This window comes from Microbacterium sp. SLBN-111, from assembly GCF_049739645.1.
Taxonomy (GTDB): Bacteria; Actinomycetota; Actinomycetes; order Actinomycetales; family Microbacteriaceae; genus Microbacterium.
Genome location: NZ_JBMGQH010000001.1, coordinates 2795163 through 2811086 on the forward strand (window position 1 = coordinate 2795163; position 15924 = coordinate 2811086).

At 71.1% G+C, this 15924-nt stretch carries 15 protein-coding genes; 6 read left to right on the forward strand and 9 right to left on the reverse strand.

Annotation, left to right across the window (positions count from 1 at the left end):
- Positions 1 to 7: 7 nt before the first annotated feature.
- From RKD05_RS12930 to RKD05_RS12945, 4 genes are all read right to left on the reverse strand, one after another.
- Positions 8 to 469, reverse strand: a complete 462-nt coding sequence (locus RKD05_RS12930; protein ID WP_424711844.1) for a VanZ family protein — start codon at positions 467 to 469, stop codon at positions 8 to 10.
- A complete protein-coding gene (gene gndA / locus RKD05_RS12935) occupies positions 466 to 2037 on the reverse strand; it encodes an NADP-dependent phosphogluconate dehydrogenase (RefSeq protein WP_424710555.1) in 1572 nt (523 codons plus the stop codon). The genes RKD05_RS12930 and gndA overlap by 4 nt, the downstream gene beginning before the upstream one ends.
- Before the next feature lie 108 nt (positions 2038 to 2145).
- Positions 2146 to 2661, reverse strand: coding sequence for a gluconokinase (locus RKD05_RS12940; RefSeq protein ID WP_424710556.1), 516 nt, complete (start codon positions 2659 to 2661; stop codon positions 2146 to 2148).
- A gap of 19 nt (positions 2662 to 2680) precedes the next feature.
- Positions 2681 to 4087: a GntP family permease gene (locus tag RKD05_RS12945; protein WP_424710559.1), complete on the reverse strand. Its 1407-nt coding sequence runs from the start codon at positions 4085 to 4087 to the stop codon at positions 2681 to 2683.
- 126 nt (positions 4088 to 4213) lie between these two features.
- Between RKD05_RS12945 and RKD05_RS12950 the strand changes: the two genes are divergently transcribed.
- Positions 4214 to 4924, forward strand: a complete 711-nt coding sequence (locus RKD05_RS12950; RefSeq protein WP_424710561.1) for a FadR/GntR family transcriptional regulator — start codon at positions 4214 to 4216, stop codon at positions 4922 to 4924.
- 42 nt (positions 4925 to 4966) lie between these two features.
- Here the strand turns inward: RKD05_RS12950 and RKD05_RS12955 are convergent, their stop codons facing one another.
- Complete coding sequence (locus RKD05_RS12955; protein WP_022879297.1) at positions 4967 to 5092, reverse strand: hypothetical protein; 126 nt, start codon at positions 5090 to 5092, stop codon at positions 4967 to 4969.
- Between the two features lie 284 nt (positions 5093 to 5376).
- Between RKD05_RS12955 and RKD05_RS12960 the strand changes: the two genes are divergently transcribed.
- The gene (locus RKD05_RS12960) at positions 5377 to 6015 is read left to right on the forward strand and encodes a 50S ribosomal protein L25/general stress protein Ctc (protein WP_424710564.1); all 639 of its coding nucleotides are present in this window, start codon (positions 5377 to 5379) and stop codon (positions 6013 to 6015) included.
- A 104-nt stretch (positions 6016 to 6119) separates the two neighbouring features.
- On the forward strand, positions 6120 to 6701 hold the full coding sequence (gene pth / locus RKD05_RS12965) for an aminoacyl-tRNA hydrolase (RefSeq protein ID WP_424710567.1): 582 nt from the start codon (positions 6120 to 6122) through the stop codon (positions 6699 to 6701).
- Positions 6702 to 6747: 46 nt separating this feature from the next.
- Here pth and RKD05_RS12970 read toward each other — a convergent pair whose 3' ends face one another.
- From RKD05_RS12970 to RKD05_RS12980, 3 genes are all read right to left on the reverse strand, one after another.
- The gene (locus RKD05_RS12970) at positions 6748 to 7035 is read right to left on the reverse strand and encodes a hypothetical protein (protein ID WP_424710568.1); all 288 of its coding nucleotides are present in this window, start codon (positions 7033 to 7035) and stop codon (positions 6748 to 6750) included.
- 209 nt (positions 7036 to 7244) lie between these two features.
- Entirely contained in the window at positions 7245 to 7784 is a 540-nt protein-coding gene (locus tag RKD05_RS12975; protein WP_424710570.1) for a hypothetical protein, read from the reverse strand.
- A gap of 111 nt (positions 7785 to 7895) precedes the next feature.
- Positions 7896 to 8366 (reverse strand): hypothetical protein, encoded by a 471-nt coding sequence (locus tag RKD05_RS12980; protein WP_424710572.1) that lies wholly within the window; start codon positions 8364 to 8366, stop codon positions 7896 to 7898.
- A gap of 137 nt (positions 8367 to 8503) precedes the next feature.
- Between RKD05_RS12980 and mfd the strand changes: the two genes are divergently transcribed.
- The 3 genes from mfd (at position 8504) to RKD05_RS12995 (ending at position 13140) form a co-directional block, all read left to right on the forward strand.
- The gene (mfd, locus tag RKD05_RS12985) at positions 8504 to 12091 is read left to right on the forward strand and encodes a transcription-repair coupling factor (protein WP_424710573.1); all 3588 of its coding nucleotides are present in this window, start codon (positions 8504 to 8506) and stop codon (positions 12089 to 12091) included.
- Between the two features lie 13 nt (positions 12092 to 12104).
- A complete protein-coding gene (locus RKD05_RS12990; protein WP_424710575.1) occupies positions 12105 to 12479 on the forward strand; it encodes an SdpI family protein in 375 nt (124 codons plus the stop codon).
- A 61-nt stretch (positions 12480 to 12540) separates the two neighbouring features.
- The gene (locus tag RKD05_RS12995; protein ID WP_424710578.1) at positions 12541 to 13140 is read left to right on the forward strand and encodes a gamma carbonic anhydrase family protein; all 600 of its coding nucleotides are present in this window, start codon (positions 12541 to 12543) and stop codon (positions 13138 to 13140) included.
- Between the two features lie 52 nt (positions 13141 to 13192).
- Here the strand turns inward: RKD05_RS12995 and RKD05_RS13000 are convergent, their stop codons facing one another.
- Positions 13193 to 15865, reverse strand: coding sequence for a phosphoenolpyruvate carboxylase (locus RKD05_RS13000; RefSeq protein ID WP_424710581.1), 2673 nt, complete (start codon positions 15863 to 15865; stop codon positions 13193 to 13195).
- Positions 15866 to 15924: the final 59 nt, after the last annotated feature.

The window sequence follows — 15924 nt, forward strand, 5'->3', positions numbered from 1 at the left end:
CTCGTAGCTATGAGCTTTCTATGGCGCGGCCTATGCGCTCGCTGTGAGAACGGACAGCGCGGGCGATCAGCGCGCCGAAGAGCACGCCCAACGCCGCCCCGGCGGTGTTCGCGACGACGTCGCGCACGTCGGCCACGCGGGTGGGGAGGAACAGCAGTTGCGTCGTCTCGATTGCGGCGCTGAGCACCAGACCGCCCAGGATGCCGTGCCACGGTCGCCCGCCCCACGCGAGGACCAGGAGACCGAGGGGGACGAACATCACGACGTTCGCGGAGAACTCGACGACGTCGAACGTCACCCAGGCCGTCGGCGGCCACGCGGCGAGGATCTCCAGGAATCGCCGGACGAACCCCGCCGTCTCGGCGTCGTAGGGGACGGGCCGCAGCGTCATCCACCACACGCCGAACGCGTACAGCGCCGAAGCGGCGACGAGCAGTGCCCGCCGCCGCTTCGTCCGGACGTCCGTCAGTGGGTGTCCTCGGCCTCGATCTCAGTGCGGTCGCCGGACCAGAGGGTGTGGAACGTGCCCTCCTTGTCGATGCGGCGGTAGGTGTGCGCGCCGAAGAAGTCGCGCTGTCCCTGGATGAGCGCGGCCGGGAGGCGGTCGGCGCGGAGGCCGTCGTAGTAGGCCAGCGACGAGCTGAACGCGGGGGCGGGGATGCCGGCGGCCGCGGCCAGCGCGACGATGTTGCGCCAGGCGTCCTGCGCGCGGCCGAGGGCCTCGACGAAGTACGGGGCGGTCAGCAGCACGGGGAGGGTGGCCTCGGCGTCGTAGGCCTCGGCGATGCGGTTGAGGAACTGCGCGCGGATGATGCAGCCGCCGCGCCAGATCTTCGACACCGCGCCCAGGTCGATGTTCCAGTCGTACTGCGCGGCACCGGCACGGATCTCGTCGAAGCCCTGCGAGTACGCGACGATCTTCGACGCGTACAGGGCCAGACGCACCTGCTCGATGAACGCGTCGGCGTCCTCGCCGGCGAGCAGGTCGGTGCCCGACGGGCCGGGGAGCTCGCGGGAGACGCTGCGCTGCTCGGGGTGGCTGGACAGCGAACGGGCGAAGGTCGCCTCGGCGATGCCGGAGACGGGGACGCCCAGATCGAGGGCGGTCTGCACCGTCCAGGCGCCGGTGCCCTTGGCGCCCGCCTGGTCGAGGATGACATCCACGAGCGGGGCGCCGGTCTCGGCATCCGTCTGGCGCAGGACCTCGGCGGTGATCTCGATGAGGTACGACTCCAGCTCGCCCCGGTTCCACTCGGCGAACACGTCCGCGATCTCGGCGGGGGTCTTGCCGGTGGCGCGGCGGATGAGGTCGTAGGCCTCGGCGATGAGCTGCATGTCGGCGTACTCGATGCCGTTGTGCACCATCTTCACGAAGTGCCCGGCGCCGTCGTGGCCGACGTGGGTGACGCACGCCTCGCCCTCGGCCACCGCGGCGATCGAGGTGAGGATCGGGCCCAGCGTCTGCCACGACTCGTCCGAGCCGCCCGGCATGAGCGAGGGGCCGTTGAGGGCGCCCTCCTCGCCGCCGGAGACGCCCATGCCGACGTAGTTGATGCCGGTGTCGCGGACGGCCTTCTCGCGGCGGATCGTGTCGGTGAACAGCGCGTTGCCACCGTCGACGATGATGTCGCCCGGCTCGAACACCTTCACCAGTTCGTCGATGACGAAGTCGGTCGCCCGGCCCGCCTTGACCATGATGATCGCCGTGCGGGGCTTCGACAGGGAGGCCGCGAAGTCCTCGTACGAGAACGACGGCACGAACTCCGCCTCGGGGTGCTCCGCGACGAGGTGCTCGGTCTTGTCGGCGCTGCGGTTGAACACCGCGACCGTGTTGCCCTCGCGGCTGGCGAGGTTCCGCGCGAGGTTCGAGCCCATCACGGCCAGACCCACGACACCGATGTTGGCGGTGCCGTCGCCCTCGCCCCGGGAACGGGAGCCGGCCTCGGTGGTGGGACGCTCCACCTCTTCGATGCCGGGCGCACCCTCGTGCACCTGAGCGGCCTCGTGCGGTGCCTGGTTCTGATCGGTCGACGTCATTCGTTGCTCCGTGTTCACGTGCGAAGGGAGGGGTGGCGGACGAGAGTCACGTGCCCCCGCCACTTTATCGGCTCGCTGCGGCGCCGATCCGGCGTCCGCGCGGACCGCTCAGGGGGTGGGGGAGAGGTCCAGTCGGGCGATGACCTCGTCGACCTGTTCCTGCGGTGTGAGGTCGAGGTCGACGTGAATCGCCCGCTCATCGGCATCCGGGATCTCCAGGGTGTCGAACTGCGAGGTGAGGAGTGCGGGCGGCATGAAGTGCCCCTGGCGGCGGAGGAGCCGCTCGCGCACGAGGGTCGGGTCGCCCAGCAGCAGGACGAATGTCACCCCGTCGCGCCGCAGCACGTCACGGTAGCTGCGTTTGAGCGCGGAGCACGTGATGATGCCGGGGCGTCCCGCCGCGATCTCACCGTCGATCCACGCGGCGACGCGGTCGAGCCACGGCCAGCGGTCGTCGTCGGCGAGAGCGTGCCCGGCCGCCATCTTCGCGACGTTGGCGGCCGGGTGGAGGTCGTCGCCCTCCTGGAAGTCCCAGCCGAGGCGACCGGCGAGCATGCCGGCGACCGTCGACTTTCCGGTTCCGGCCGGTCCCATGAACACCAGGACGGGGGCGGGGGAGGTCATATCGGGGTCCTTCCGGTTCTCAGACGAACACGCTGATCGCGAGCACACCGGCCAGACCCGTGACGGAGATCAGGCACTCCAACAGCGTCCAGGTCTTCAGCGTCTGCGGGATGCTCAGACCGAAGTATTCCTTGATGAGCCAGAAGCCGGCGTCGTTGACGTGGCTGAAGAACACCGACCCGGCGCCGATGGCGAGCACGAGGAGGGCCGTCATCGGGGCGTCGAGCGACTCGGTGAGCGGCTGGAGGATGCCGGCGGCGGTGATCGTCGCGACGGTCGCCGAGCCGGTCGCGACGCGGATCACCACGGCGACGAGCCACGCGAGCAGGAGCACGGAGACGCTGGAACCGGCGACGAGGTCCGCGATCACCTTGCCGATGCCGGTGTCGACGAGCACCTGCTTGAAGCCGCCGCCGGCGCCCACGATGAGGAGGATGCCGGCGATGGGGCCGAGGGAGGAGCCGACGACGCCGGTGAGACGCGCGCGGTCGAAGCCCGCGCCGCGACCGAGCACGACGAAGCCGACGAGGACGGCGAGGAGCAGCGCGATGACCGGAAGACCGAGGAAGTCGATGACGACCTTCCACACGTCGGTCGACCCCGGAGCGAGGATGTCGGCGAGCGCCTTGAGGAGCATCAGCACGACGGGGAGCAGGATGCTCGCGAGCGTCGCGCCGAACGAGGGACGGCGGACGGGCGCTTCGCCCTTCTCCTCCGCCGAGACGAACAGGTCGGGCACGGGAACCGGCGCCCACCGCGCCGCGATCGGCGCGAACAGGGGTCCGGCGATGATGACGGCCGGGATCGCGACGATGACGCCGAACGCGAGCGTGAGGCCGAGGTTGGCATCCAGCGCGTCGATGGCCGCCAGCGGGCCGGGGTGCGGCGGGACGAGGCCGTGCATGGCGGAGAGACCCGCGAGGGTGGGGATCGCGATCTTCATCAGCGAGGCGCCCGAGCGGCGAGCGACCAGGATGATGACGGGCACCAGCAGCACGAGGCCGACCTCGAAGAACATCGGCAGACCGATGATGGCGCCGATGAGGCCCATGATCCAGGGCAGGCTCCGGGGCGTCGCTCGCGCGACGAGCGTGTCGACGATGCGGTCGGCTCCGCCGGAGTCGGCGAGCAGCTTTCCGTAGATCGCCCCGAGTGCGATCAGGATGCCGACTCCGCCCATCGTCGAGCCGAAGCCGCCGGTGAAGCTCGTGACGGCGGTGCCGATCGGCATCCCCGCCACGACGCCCGTGGTGAACGCGCCGATGGTCAGCGCGAGGAACGGGTGGAGCTTGCCCCACGTGATGAGCACCACGATCAGGGCGATGCCGATGAGGGCGGCGGTGACCAACTGCCCGGCCGGAGCGGCGGGGGCGGCGGGCTCGCCCGCGGCGAGTACGAGGGCGGTGGGGAGGAGATGTATGGCCATGAGCGTCCTTGGTCCGGCGGCGGCTGCGATGCCGATTCGTATTTGTCGTACATAAAAACACAGATCCGCGGTTTATGCACGACGAATATTTGCAACGATTGTCGTGACGTCTGGCATCATCGATGCATGACGACCGCTGGTCCCGGCGCGGGGACACTGCACGACGCTCTCGTCACGCGCATCGGCGCAGACATCGTCCAGGGCCGTCTGCCCGCGGGATCACGCCTGGTGACCGGCGACCTCGCCGAGGGGTCGTCGCGCGGGGCCGGGCGCGAGGCGGTCCGGGTGCTCGAGGCGCTCGGCCTCGTGAGCGTCCGCCGCAAGGCCGGTGTCGTCGTCCGTCCGGCCGCCGACTGGAACGTCTTCGCCCCCGAGATCATCGAGTGGCGGCTCGGCGGCCCCGCGCGGGGCGCGCAACTGCGCGAACTCAGCGAGCTGCGCGGCGGCATCGAGCCCCTCGCGGCCCGGGGCGCGGCGACGTCGGCGACCGCCGCGCAGCGCGAGGAACTGGTGGCGGCCGTCCTCGAGATGGCCCGCACCGAGGGCGCCGCCGACGAGGCGGACTACCTCGCCGCGGACGTGCGGTTCCACCGCACGCTGCTCGCCGCCTCCGGCAACAGCATGTTCGCGGCCCTCGGCGACGTCGTCGAGGCCGTGCTCACCGGTCGGACGCGACACGAACTCATGCCGCACGACGCCAATCCGCACGCGGTGCGGTGGCACCAGGACGTCGCCTTCGCGATCGCCGCCGGTCGTGCGGAGGAGGCGGCTCAGGCGATGCGGCTCATCGTCCGTGAAGCCGGGGATGCCATGGCATCCGCGATCTCCGACGACTGAGGGGCGCGGTCGGTCCGGGGTTAGAGACCCGCGAGACGCGCGTCAGTGCTTCTTGTACCCCGCGTTGCGGCCCATGGAGAAGAGGGCGCCGACGGTGCCGATGAGCCCGATGGTGGCGATGCCGCCGATGACCCAGAGCACGACGTGGGAGAAGAAGCCGCTGTCCATGGTGATCCTCCGGGTAGATGGGTCTTCCATCGTACCGTCGCGTCGTCGTCGCCGATGACACGGGCGGGTCGTGCGAAGGGCGACGCGCTGGTAGACTTCCGGGGAACTTCGGCGAGGGATGCGTCGTCGTGCGCCCGGCGGGCGCGCGCGGCATCCGTGATCGACGCGGTGATGCAGGCTCCCGGCTTTCCTCACGCGCTCGCGTTCGAGTCGATTCCAGACCACATACGCGCGGACTTCGTCCGCTCACAAGCTGCGGGACCAGTGCCCGCGAGGAGAACAACATGTCGGAAGACAACAAGGTCGTCGCCGAGCTGCGCGAGAACTTCGGCAAGGGCTTCGCCCGCCGTCTGCGCGCCGCCGGCAAGATCCCCGCCGTCATCTACGGTCACGGCACCGAGCCGCAGCACGTCGCGCTGCCGGGCCACCAGGTGTCGCTGCTTATCCGCCGCGCCAACGCGCTGCTCGACCTCGACATCAACGGCAAGAGCCAGCTCGCGCTCGTCAAGGACGTGCAGAAGGACCCGGTGCGCCAGATCGTCGAGCACATCGACCTCCTCGTCGTCCGCAAGGGCGAGAAGGTCGCCGTCGACGTCCCCGTCGTCGTGACCGGTGAGCCTTTCTCCGGCACCGTAGCCATGCTCGACAGCGCCACCGTCTCGCTCGAGGTCGAGGCCACTCACATCCCGCAGAACGTCGAGGTCTCGGTCGAGGGTCTCGAGGACGGCACGCAGATCACCGCCGCCGACCTCACGCTGCCCTCCGGTGCCACGCTCGTGACCGAGCCCGAGACGCTGATCGTCGCCGTCTCGGTGCCGCTCGACACCCTCGCCGCGGAAGAGGAGATCGCCGAGGCTGACGCCGAGGTCGCCGAGGAGCAGTCCGAGGAGTCCGAGGCTGCGGCCGAGGCCGAAGAGAACTGATCTCGACGGGCCGCGCGAGCGGTCCGTGATCGACGAGGGGGCGTGCTTCACGCCCCCTCGTTCTCGTATCGGGGTCCGCGCGCGGACCCGGAAGGATGGATGCCATGGTGGACACCTGGCTGATCGTCGGTCTCGGCAACCCGGGCCCGCGGTACGAGGCGACCCGGCACAACGTCGGACAGATGGTCGTCGACGAGCTGGCCGGTCGTCGCCGCGAGGCCTTCCGTGCGCACAAGGCGAATGCCCGGGTCGTGGAGACCTGGTTGCGCCCGGGCGCGGCGAAGCTCGTGCTCGCCAAGCCCAACAGCTTCATGAACGTCTCGGGCGGTCCGGTCTCGGGGCTCGCGAAGTTCTACGGTGTCGAACCCGATCACGTCGTCGTCGTGCACGACGAACTCGACATCCCGTTCGACACGATCAAGCTCAAGACCGGGGGAGGGCACGGCGGCCACAACGGCGTCCGTGACGTCGCGAAGGCCCTCGGGACTCCGGACTTCCCCCGCGTACGGGTGGGCATCGGGCGCCCCGCCGGGCGTCAAGACCCAGCGGATTGGGTTCTCGACCCCTTCGGTGCGAAGGAGCGCGAGACGCTGCCGATCCTCGTGTCCGACGCCGCCGACGCGGTCGAAACCCTCGTCGAGGACGGTCTCCTCGCGGCGCAGCAGCGCTTTCACGCGCCGCGCTGAGCGGGTCCCGGGCGGCCTCGCGGCTGGAGCATCGGCCTGTCCGGCCTCACCGTGCGGCTCCGGAGCCCCGGGCGCGGATCACGCGCGAGAGGGTGACGGTCCCGAAGATCGCCGCGGCGACACCGCTGAGGCAGCCGCCGAGACAGCAGAAATCGCCGACCGCGGCGATGACGGGATCGTCGTCCCGCATGGTCTTCTCCGCCACCACGAGAAGCACCGCGCAGATCGAGCCGTAGACGAGGAACGCCACAAGTCGAGACGGGCGTGGGTGTGTCCACTCGTCGGTCGCCGGGAGATCGGACTCGGGGGTCTCGGTCGAACGTGGCTGGGGCATGGGCGTCCTCTCCTGCGGCGAGCGGCCGTGAGGCCTCCGGCGAGGTTAGGCGGGATGCTCCGATGCGCGCGGAGGAGAGCGCGGGATCTGTGGATGAATCCCCGCGATCGCGGCCTGTGGAGGAGGGGTGGCGCTCAGCCTCTGCCGGGCACAGGGGGCGGACACGCAGAAAGGCCCCGACCGAAGTCAGGGCCTTTCGTTGTCCGTGCTCAGGACACGTACGGCGCTGCGCCGACGCCGACTCCGACGGTGAGGAAGATCAGAACGATACCGCCGCCGATCACCGCGAGCACGATCGCCGCGATTCCCCAGCCACGCCCGCGGTTCTTGACCGTGGCGACGATGCCCTGGATGAAACCCCACAGGGCGAACGCGCCCCAGACGAGGAAAGCCGCGATCGTGAGAAGGCCTGCGGCGATTCCCATCTGCTGTGCAGAGGGAGGGACGCTGTCGTAGTCGAGGGTCCCGGTACCCGTGGTGTAGTCGGCGTACTGCGTCAGGCTGCCGGTCTGCATCCCCCCGATCGTCGCGAGGATCGACCCGATGATGATGCCGAGCAGTGCGGCGACGAACGCGATGAGGCCGAGCCGGCTCGACCCCTTGGGCCGTGCGCCGGGGGCGGGGGCACCGTAGGCGGCGGGCGGGGCGCTGTAGCCGGCCGGCGACGCGGCGTATCCGCTCTGGGCCGCTTCGGCGCGCGTGGCCGGCGGCGGGTTGTACGGCTCGGGGGGCGGCGGTGTGCTGGTCACGGTGTGCTCCTCTGATCGACGAGGACGAGGACGTCCTGATGCCGTCAGTCTATGGAATCGCCGAAAGTTGCCCATGAGGATCGACACGTCCTCGACGGAAGCGGTAGGGGCTCAGGCGACGGTTCCGGCGGACGCGGTCGCCCCGGCGGCCAGGGCGACGAACACCAGCAGTCCGAACACGAACGGCCCGAGCGCCGAGACCACGATCGCGGCGATCGCCGTCCCGCGCCCGAGGTTGCAGGCGGTGGCGACGATACCGATGACGAGAGCGGCGACTCCGAGCACGGTTCCCGCCCAGAAGGCGATCTCGCCCAGCAGGACGACGTCGCGGACGGGCGAGAGCACCCGCCAATCGAAGGTCTGTCCGCCCCGCGCGATGAACTCCGCGCCGGCACCCCGGGCGACGACGAACGCGGCGAATCCGCCGACCGCGGACGCCACCACCCCCGCGAGGAGGGCGAGCACGAGGCCGATCGCCCCGAGCGGCCGGGGACGGGATGCCAAGGGCGGCGGCGTCAGCAGCGTTCCCACCGGGGGCGCCGCGTGCGGGGCGGCGAACTCGGGCGAGCCGGGCGAGGTCATGACCTCACTGTACGACCCGCGCGTCGGCGGCGCCGACGGTTCTGAGGAAGGTGATGTCCGACCACGACGGACCCGTTCCCGCTCCTGTGTCCACAGCTCCGGAGCCGGTGTCCGCGCCCCCGCGTAGGATGTGTCGAGTGACAGTTCCCGGGATCGTTCGCGCCCTCGAGCAGGCTGAGTCGTACCGGGAGGCCGCTGCCGCGGCATCCTCCGATCTGTCTCTCTCCGTCGTCGACGGGCTCGACGCGCCCGTCATCGCGGGTCTCCTCGAGCGTCGCCGCGCGGGGGGAGCGCCCGGCGCCGTGCTGGTGATCGCGCCGACCGGTCGCCGCGCCGAGTCGCTCGGCCCGGCCCTGGATGCCGTGCTCCCGGGCGCGCAGGTCCTGCACTTCCCCGCGTGGGAGACGCTGCCGCACGAGCGCCTGAGCCCCAGCCCCGAGACCGTGGGCCGCCGCCTCGACGTGCTGCGCCGGATCGCCGCGTGGGACGGATCGATCCCGCTCGTCGTCACCGCATCGGTGCGCAGCGCGCTCCAGCCGCTGGCGCCGGGCCTCGGCGACGTCGAGCCGGTCGAGCTGCGGGTCGGCGGCCGCGGGCACGAGCTCGAGGACGTGACCACGCGTCTCGTCGAGCTTGCGTACCACCGTGTCGACATGGTGTCCCGCCGCGGCGAGTTCGCCGTGCGCGGCGGCATCCTGGACGTCTTCCCGCCGGTCGCCGACCACCCCTACCGCGTGGAGTTCTTCGGTGACGAGGTCGACCAGATCCGCGCGTTCTCCGTGGCCGATCAGCGTTCGCTGCCGGGTGAGGTGTCCGCGGTCTCGCTGGTTCCCAGCCGCGAGCTGCTGCTGACGACCGCGGTCCGCGAGCGCGCCGCCGAACTGCGCGACGGCTACCCGGGACTCCGACAGTTGCTGGAGAAGATGGCCGAGGGGATTCCGGCCGAGGGCATGGAGTCCCTCATCCCGGTGCTCGTCGACGACCTCGTCACGCTCGTCGACTACCTGCCGTGTGGCAGCGCCGTCGCCCTCGTCGACCCCGAGCGGTCGCTCGCACGCGCCACGACGCTCGGCGACACCAACCGCGAGTTCCTCGAGGCGGCGTGGTCCGCGGCCACCGCCGGAGCCGACACCCCCGTCGATCTGGGCGCGGGCGACTTCGTCACGCTCGACGACCTGCGGGAGGTCGCGAGCGGCCGCGGCGGGGTGTGGTGGCGCCTGAGCGCGTTCGACTCCGGAGCGGCGGATGCCGAGGCCGAGGGCCTCGTCGTGGGTGACGACTCCGCGCATCGGGTGAAGGCCGATCCCGTGCCGTCCTTCCAGGGCAACGTCGACGGGGCGACGGCACACGTCGGGGAGCTGCTCGCCGACGGATGGGCCGTCGTGGTGACGGCATCCGGTCCGGGTCTCGTCGACCGTGCGCGCGACGTGCTCGCCGAACGGGGGATCGCGGCGCGCAAGGTCGACGACGTCCGCACGCCGCCCGAGCCCGGGGTGGCGCACGTGGTGTGCGCCTCGCTGGAGCGCGGGTTCGAACTGACCGAGGTGAAGTTCGCCGTCATCACCGAGACCGAGTTCTACGGGCGCTCGGTCGGGAACGACAACCGCGGGGCGAAGAAGCTCGCGTCGCGTCGCCGCAACGTCGTCGACCCCCTCCAGCTCAAGCCCGGCGACGTGGTCGTGCACGCGACGCACGGCATCGGGAAGTTCCTCGAGCTGACCCGCCGCGAGGTCTCCAGTGGCGGCCGCAACGCCGTGAAGACCACGAAGGAGTACCTGGTCCTGGAGTACGCGCCGTCCAAGCGCGGCTACCCGGGCGACAAGCTCTTCGTGCCCACCGATCAGCTCGACCTCCTGTCGAAGTACGTCGGCGGTGAAGCGCCCGTGCTGTCGAAGATGGGCGGAAGCGACTGGGCCGCCGCGAAGGGGCGCGCCCGCAAGGCGGTGCGCGACATCGCGGTCGAGCTGGTGAAGCTCTACTCGGCGCGCATGGCGGCGAAGGGTTACGCGTTCGGTCCCGACACGCCGTGGCAGCGGGAGCTGGAAGAGGCGTTCCCGTTCGCCGAGACGCAGGACCAGCTGCAGACGATCGACGAGATCAAGGCCGACATGGAGAAGCCCATCCCCATGGACCGGCTGCTCTCCGGCGACGTCGGGTTCGGCAAGACCGAGGTGGCCGTGCGCGCCGCGTTCAAGGCGATCCAGGACGGCAAGCAGGTCGCCATGCTCGTGCCCACGACGCTGCTGGTCAAGCAGCACCTCGAGACCTTCGCGGAGCGCTTCGCCGGGTTCCCCGTGACGGTCCGTCCGCTCTCGCGCTTCCAGACCGACAAAGAGGCGAAGGCCACGCTCGCGGGGCTCACCGACGGCACGGTCGACATGGTCATCGGTACGCACCGGATCCTCACCGAGAAGGTCATCTTCAAAGACCTGGGCCTCATGATCATCGACGAGGAGCAGCGGTTCGGCGTCGAGCACAAGGACGCGCTGAAGAAGCTCAAGACCAACGTCGACATCCTGGCCATGAGCGCCACGCCCATCCCGCGCACGCTCGAGATGGCGGTCACCGGCATCCGCGAGATGTCGACGCTGGCGACGCCGCCGGAGGACCGGCATCCGATCCTCTCCTACGTCGGTCCGCGCAACGACAAGCAGATCGCCGCGGCGATCCGGCGCGAGCTGCTGCGCGAGGGCCAGGTGTTCTACGTGCACAACCGGGTCTCGTCGATCCAGCGGGTCGCGGCGCACCTCGCCGAGCTCGTGCCCGAGGCGCGCATCGTCGTCGCGCACGGGCAGATGGGGGAGCACGCGCTCGAGCAGGTCGTCGACGACTTCTGGGAGCGTCGCGCCGACGTGCTCGTGTCAACCACGATCATCGAGACCGGCCTCGACATCTCGAACGCGAACACGATCATCATCGACCGCGCCGACAAGTACGGCCTGTCGCAGCTGCACCAGCTCCGCGGGCGCGTCGGCCGCGGGCGCGACCGCGCGTACGCGTACTTCCTGTACGACGAGATGAAGCCGCTTTCCGAGACCGCCGCCGACCGCCTCGAGACGATCGCGGTCAACAACGACCTCGGCAGCGGCATGCAGGTCGCGCTGAAGGACCTCGAGCTGCGCGGCGCCGGCAACCTCCTCGGCGCCGAGCAAGCGGGACACATCGCGGGCGTCGGGTTCGATCTGTACCTGCGCATGATCGGGGAGGCGGTGGCGACGTTCCGCGGCGAGGACACCGAGGGTCCCACCGAGCTGCGCCTCGAACTCCCCGTCGACGCACGTCTGCCCGAGACGTACATCGACAGCGAGCGGCTGCGCCTCGAGGCGTACCAGAAGCTGTCGGCCGCGGCATCCGCCACCGCCAAGGACGACGCGATCGACCTCGTGATCGAGGAACTCCGCGACCGGTACGGCGAGCCGCCCGCCGAGGTCGAGGGACTGATCGCGGTCGCGCGCCTGCGGCGTCGCGCCGCCCAGGCCGGTCTCGCGGACGTCGTGGCGATGGGCTCGAACCTGCGCATCGCCCCGGCGCACCTCGCCGACTCGATGCGCGTGCGTCTGCAGCGGCTGTACCCGAAGGCGAAGCTCGTCGCGAACGGGGATGCCATGGTCGTCCCGCTCCCGCAGGACGCCGACGACGCGAACCTCATCGCCTGGGTGCGGCAGCTCCTCGACGCGCTGTGGCCGCTCCCGGCGGAGAAGGCGACCGAGACGGCTCCGGCGTGAGCGAGGGGATGCCATGATCGGCGCGCTCGTCACGTGCACGGTGGCGATGTTGGCCCTTGCGGCCGTGTCGTTCTGGACCGCACGCCGCGCGTCCGCGGGGACGCTCCCGCGCAATGACTTCATCGGCATCCGCACCGCCGCAACGCGCGCGTCGGACGCCGCGTGGGTCGCCGCCCACCGGGCCGGGGCGGCCGACCTCCAGAGGACGGGGATCGCGGCGCTCGCGACGGCGGTCCTGCCGTGGGCGGCCGTGGTCGTGCCCGAAGGCTTCCGCGAGGCCGTCATCGTCACGACCGTCCTCGCCGGCGTGGGAGCGATCCTCGGGTTCACCGTCCGCTCGGCCGTCGTGGGCGTCCGCGCGGCCCATGCGGTGACGGACGCCGGCTGACGATCGCCGCCGTCGGAACCGAGGACTACGCTGGCGGGCACCGACGGGAAGGACGCCGCCCATGCGCTTCGCTCATCTCGGGGCCGAGCCCCGCATCCACCCGGACGCCGTGATCGCCCCCACAGCGGTCATCAGCGGTGACGTCACGATCGGGCCCGGATGCCAGGTCCTCCACGGTGCGGTCCTCACCGCCGAGGGCACTCGGATCGTGCTGGGGGAGAACACCATCGTGATGGAGAACGCTCTGCTGCGGGCCAGCTCCACCCACGCGGTGCACGTCGGCGCGCACACGCTCATCGGCCCGATGGCGAGCGTCGCGGGAGCCGACGTCGGCGACGAGGTGTTCCTCGCCACCGGCACCCGCGTGTTCAACGGCGCGGAGATCGGCGATCGCAGCGAGGTGCGCATCAACGCGATCGTGCACCTGCGCACGGTGCTGCCGCCCGAGACGGTGGTGCCCATCGGCTGGGTCGCGGTCGGCGACCCCGTGCAGCTGCTCTCGCCCGACCGGCATGACGAGATCTGGGCCGCGCAGAAGGAGCTCGACTTCCCCGGGTACGTCTTCGGTCTCGACCGCGAGACGCCCGACCTGATGGTGCAGCTCACCGAGCGCTACGGCCGCAGCCTCGCGCGCCACGCCGCCGACCGCCGCCTCGACTGAGACGGAAAGCGCCGACGCCCCGAGGGACGCCGGCGCTTCGCGAGGGACCGGGTCAGCCCGTGTTCTGCAGACCCGCCGCCACGCCGCTCACCGACAGCAGCAGCAGGCGCTGGTGCTCGGCATCCGGGGTCGGGTTCTCCGCGTGGCTGTCGCGCAGCGCGCGGAGGGCCCGCAGCTGCAGGAGCGACAGCGCGTCGACATAGGGGCTGCGCATCTTCACGGCGCGCTGCAGCACGGGCTTGTTGCCCAGCAGGTCGCCACCGGTGATGCGCTCGACCCACGAGCGGGTGAGGAGCATCTCGTCCATGACGAGCTCGGCGAGGTCGTCGCGGTCGCCGAGCGCCAGGTAGCGGCGGGCGATCCGCGCATCGGCCTTCGCCAGGCTCATCGCGACGTTGTCGATCATCGTGCGGAACAGCGGCCAGCGCGCGTACGCGTCGCGCAGGCGCTCCTCGTCGCCGACGGCATCCAGCGCCGTACCCAGGCCGAACCATCCGGCGAGGTTGATGCGCGCCTGCGTCCACGAGAACACCCACGGGATCGCCCGGAGGTCTTCGAGCGACTCGACCGACAGGCCGCGGCGAGCCGGGCGCGAGCCCAGGGCCAGGTGACCGAGCTCCTCCATCGGGGTCACGGTGGCGAACCACGGCGCGAAGCCGGGGGCCTTCACGAGAGCGAAGAACCGCTCGCGCGAGGCGACGTCCATCGTGGCGGCCACGTCGGCGAACGCCTCGGCCGCCTCGCGGTTGCGCGTCTCGATCGAGGGGGAGGATGCCGTGAGCACCGCGGCCGCGACCTGGTCGATGTGCCGCATCGCGATGTCGGGGTCGCCGTACCGGGCGAAGATGACCTCGCCCTGCTCGGTGAGCTTGAAGCGGCCGTCCACCGAGTGCGGCGGCTGCGCCAGGATCGCGGAGTTGGCGGGGCCGCCGCCGCGTCCGAGGGCGCCGCCGCGGCCGTGGAACAGTGTCAGCTCGATGTTCTCGGTCTGGGCCCACGTCGAGATCTTCGCCTGCGCCTCGTACAGCGCGAGGTTCGCGGCGACGGGTCCGACGTCCTTCGACGAGTCGGAGTAGCCGAGCATGACCTCGAGGCGGCGGCCGGTGGCATCCAGTCGCGCGACGAACGCGGGGTGCGCGACGATCTCGGCGAGGATGCCCGGGGCTGCCTGCAGGTCGGCGAACGTCTCGAACAGCGGGATGACGTCGAGCACCGGCGGCGTCTCGCCGGGACCCATCGCGTACGACGCGAGCTCATGGACGTTCGCGAGGTCTTCCGCGGACTGCGTGAACGAGACGATGTAGCGTCCGGCCGCGCGGGGGCCGAAGCGCTCCTGCACGTAGGCGATCGAGCGGAAGACCTCGAGCACCTCTTCGGTCAGGTCGCTGCGCTCGCCACCGGCGCGCAGCTCGTCGAGCACCTTGCGGTGGACGGCGGAGTGCTGGCGCACCTCGAGCTCGGTGAGGTGGAAGCCGTACGTCTCGACCTGCCACACGAGCCGCTGCAGCGAGCCGTACGCCTGGCGCGCGGCGCCCGCGGCGACGAGCGAGTCCTGGACGGTCCGGAGGTCGGCGAGGAGGTGCTCGGGGTCGCGGTAGGCCAGGTCGGCGTTGCGCGTGCGGGTCGCGGCGATCTTCCGCGCGATAAGCAGCAGGATGCGGCGGTGCGGCTCCGCGGGGGAGCGCTCGGCGATTTCGGCCGCGGCGTCCTCGTCCGCGGCGCGCAGGCGGTGCCACAGCGCCAGCAGCGCGTCGCTCGGCGGGGTGGTCTCGGCATCCAGCGTCAGGCCGCGACCGACCCGCTGCGTCGTCCGTTCGAGGCCGAGCAGCACGTGCTCGCTCGCGATCGCGGCGGCCTTGCGGGTGACGGATGCCGTGACGAAGGGGTTGCCGTCGCGGTCGCCGCCGACCCACGAGCCGACGCGCACGAAGGGCTTCACGATCGGGGCCTTGGCCCCGGCGTCGTCGCCCTGGAGGATGTCGTCGATCCGGCGGTAGACGCGCGGGACGGCGGTGTAGAGCGTCTCGTCGAACACGGCCATGACCGAGCGCACCTCGTCGACCGGGGACGGCTTCTCCCGGCGCAGCGGGGCCGTGCGCCACAGCGTGTCGATCTCCTCGAGCATGCGCCGCTCGGTGCGGCGGACCTCGGTGTCGTTCTCGGCGGCGGCGTCGTGCTCGCCCAGCAGCTCGGACAGGCGGCGGATGCTCGTCGAGATCGCGCGGCGGCGGGCCTCGGTGGGGTGCGCCGTGAACACGGGGTGGAAGCGCAGCGCCTGCAGGCGCGCGAGCGCCGTCTCCTCACCGACCTCGGCCGACAGGCTCTCGAACGCCGCGGCGATCGTGTCGGGGGTGCCGCTCCGGGACGGCCGGTCGCCGCGCTCGCGAAGGACGCGTACGCGCTGGTGCTCCTCGACGAGGTTGACGAGGTGGAAGTAGGCCGTGAAGGCCCGGGCCACCTCGTCGGCGCGGGCGATCGAGAAACCGTCGGCGATCGCCGCGGCCCGCTCGAACGCCTCGGGCGTCTCGTCGGTATACGCCTGGATCGTCGCGGTCCGCAGCTCCTCGACGTCCTCGTACAGGCCGGGGGAGCCGCTCTCACGCAGCACCCGGCCGAGCAGGGAGCCGAGGAGGCGCACGTCGGCACGCATCTGCTCAGGAAGCTCTTGGCCGGCTTCGAAGCGGCCCACGAGGTCGATCGCCTCGGTCGGGGTCAGTTCACGCACACGGCCCAGGATAGTTGCGTCACGTTGCGGCCAGATCACGTGCTATCCCTCTGGCGACA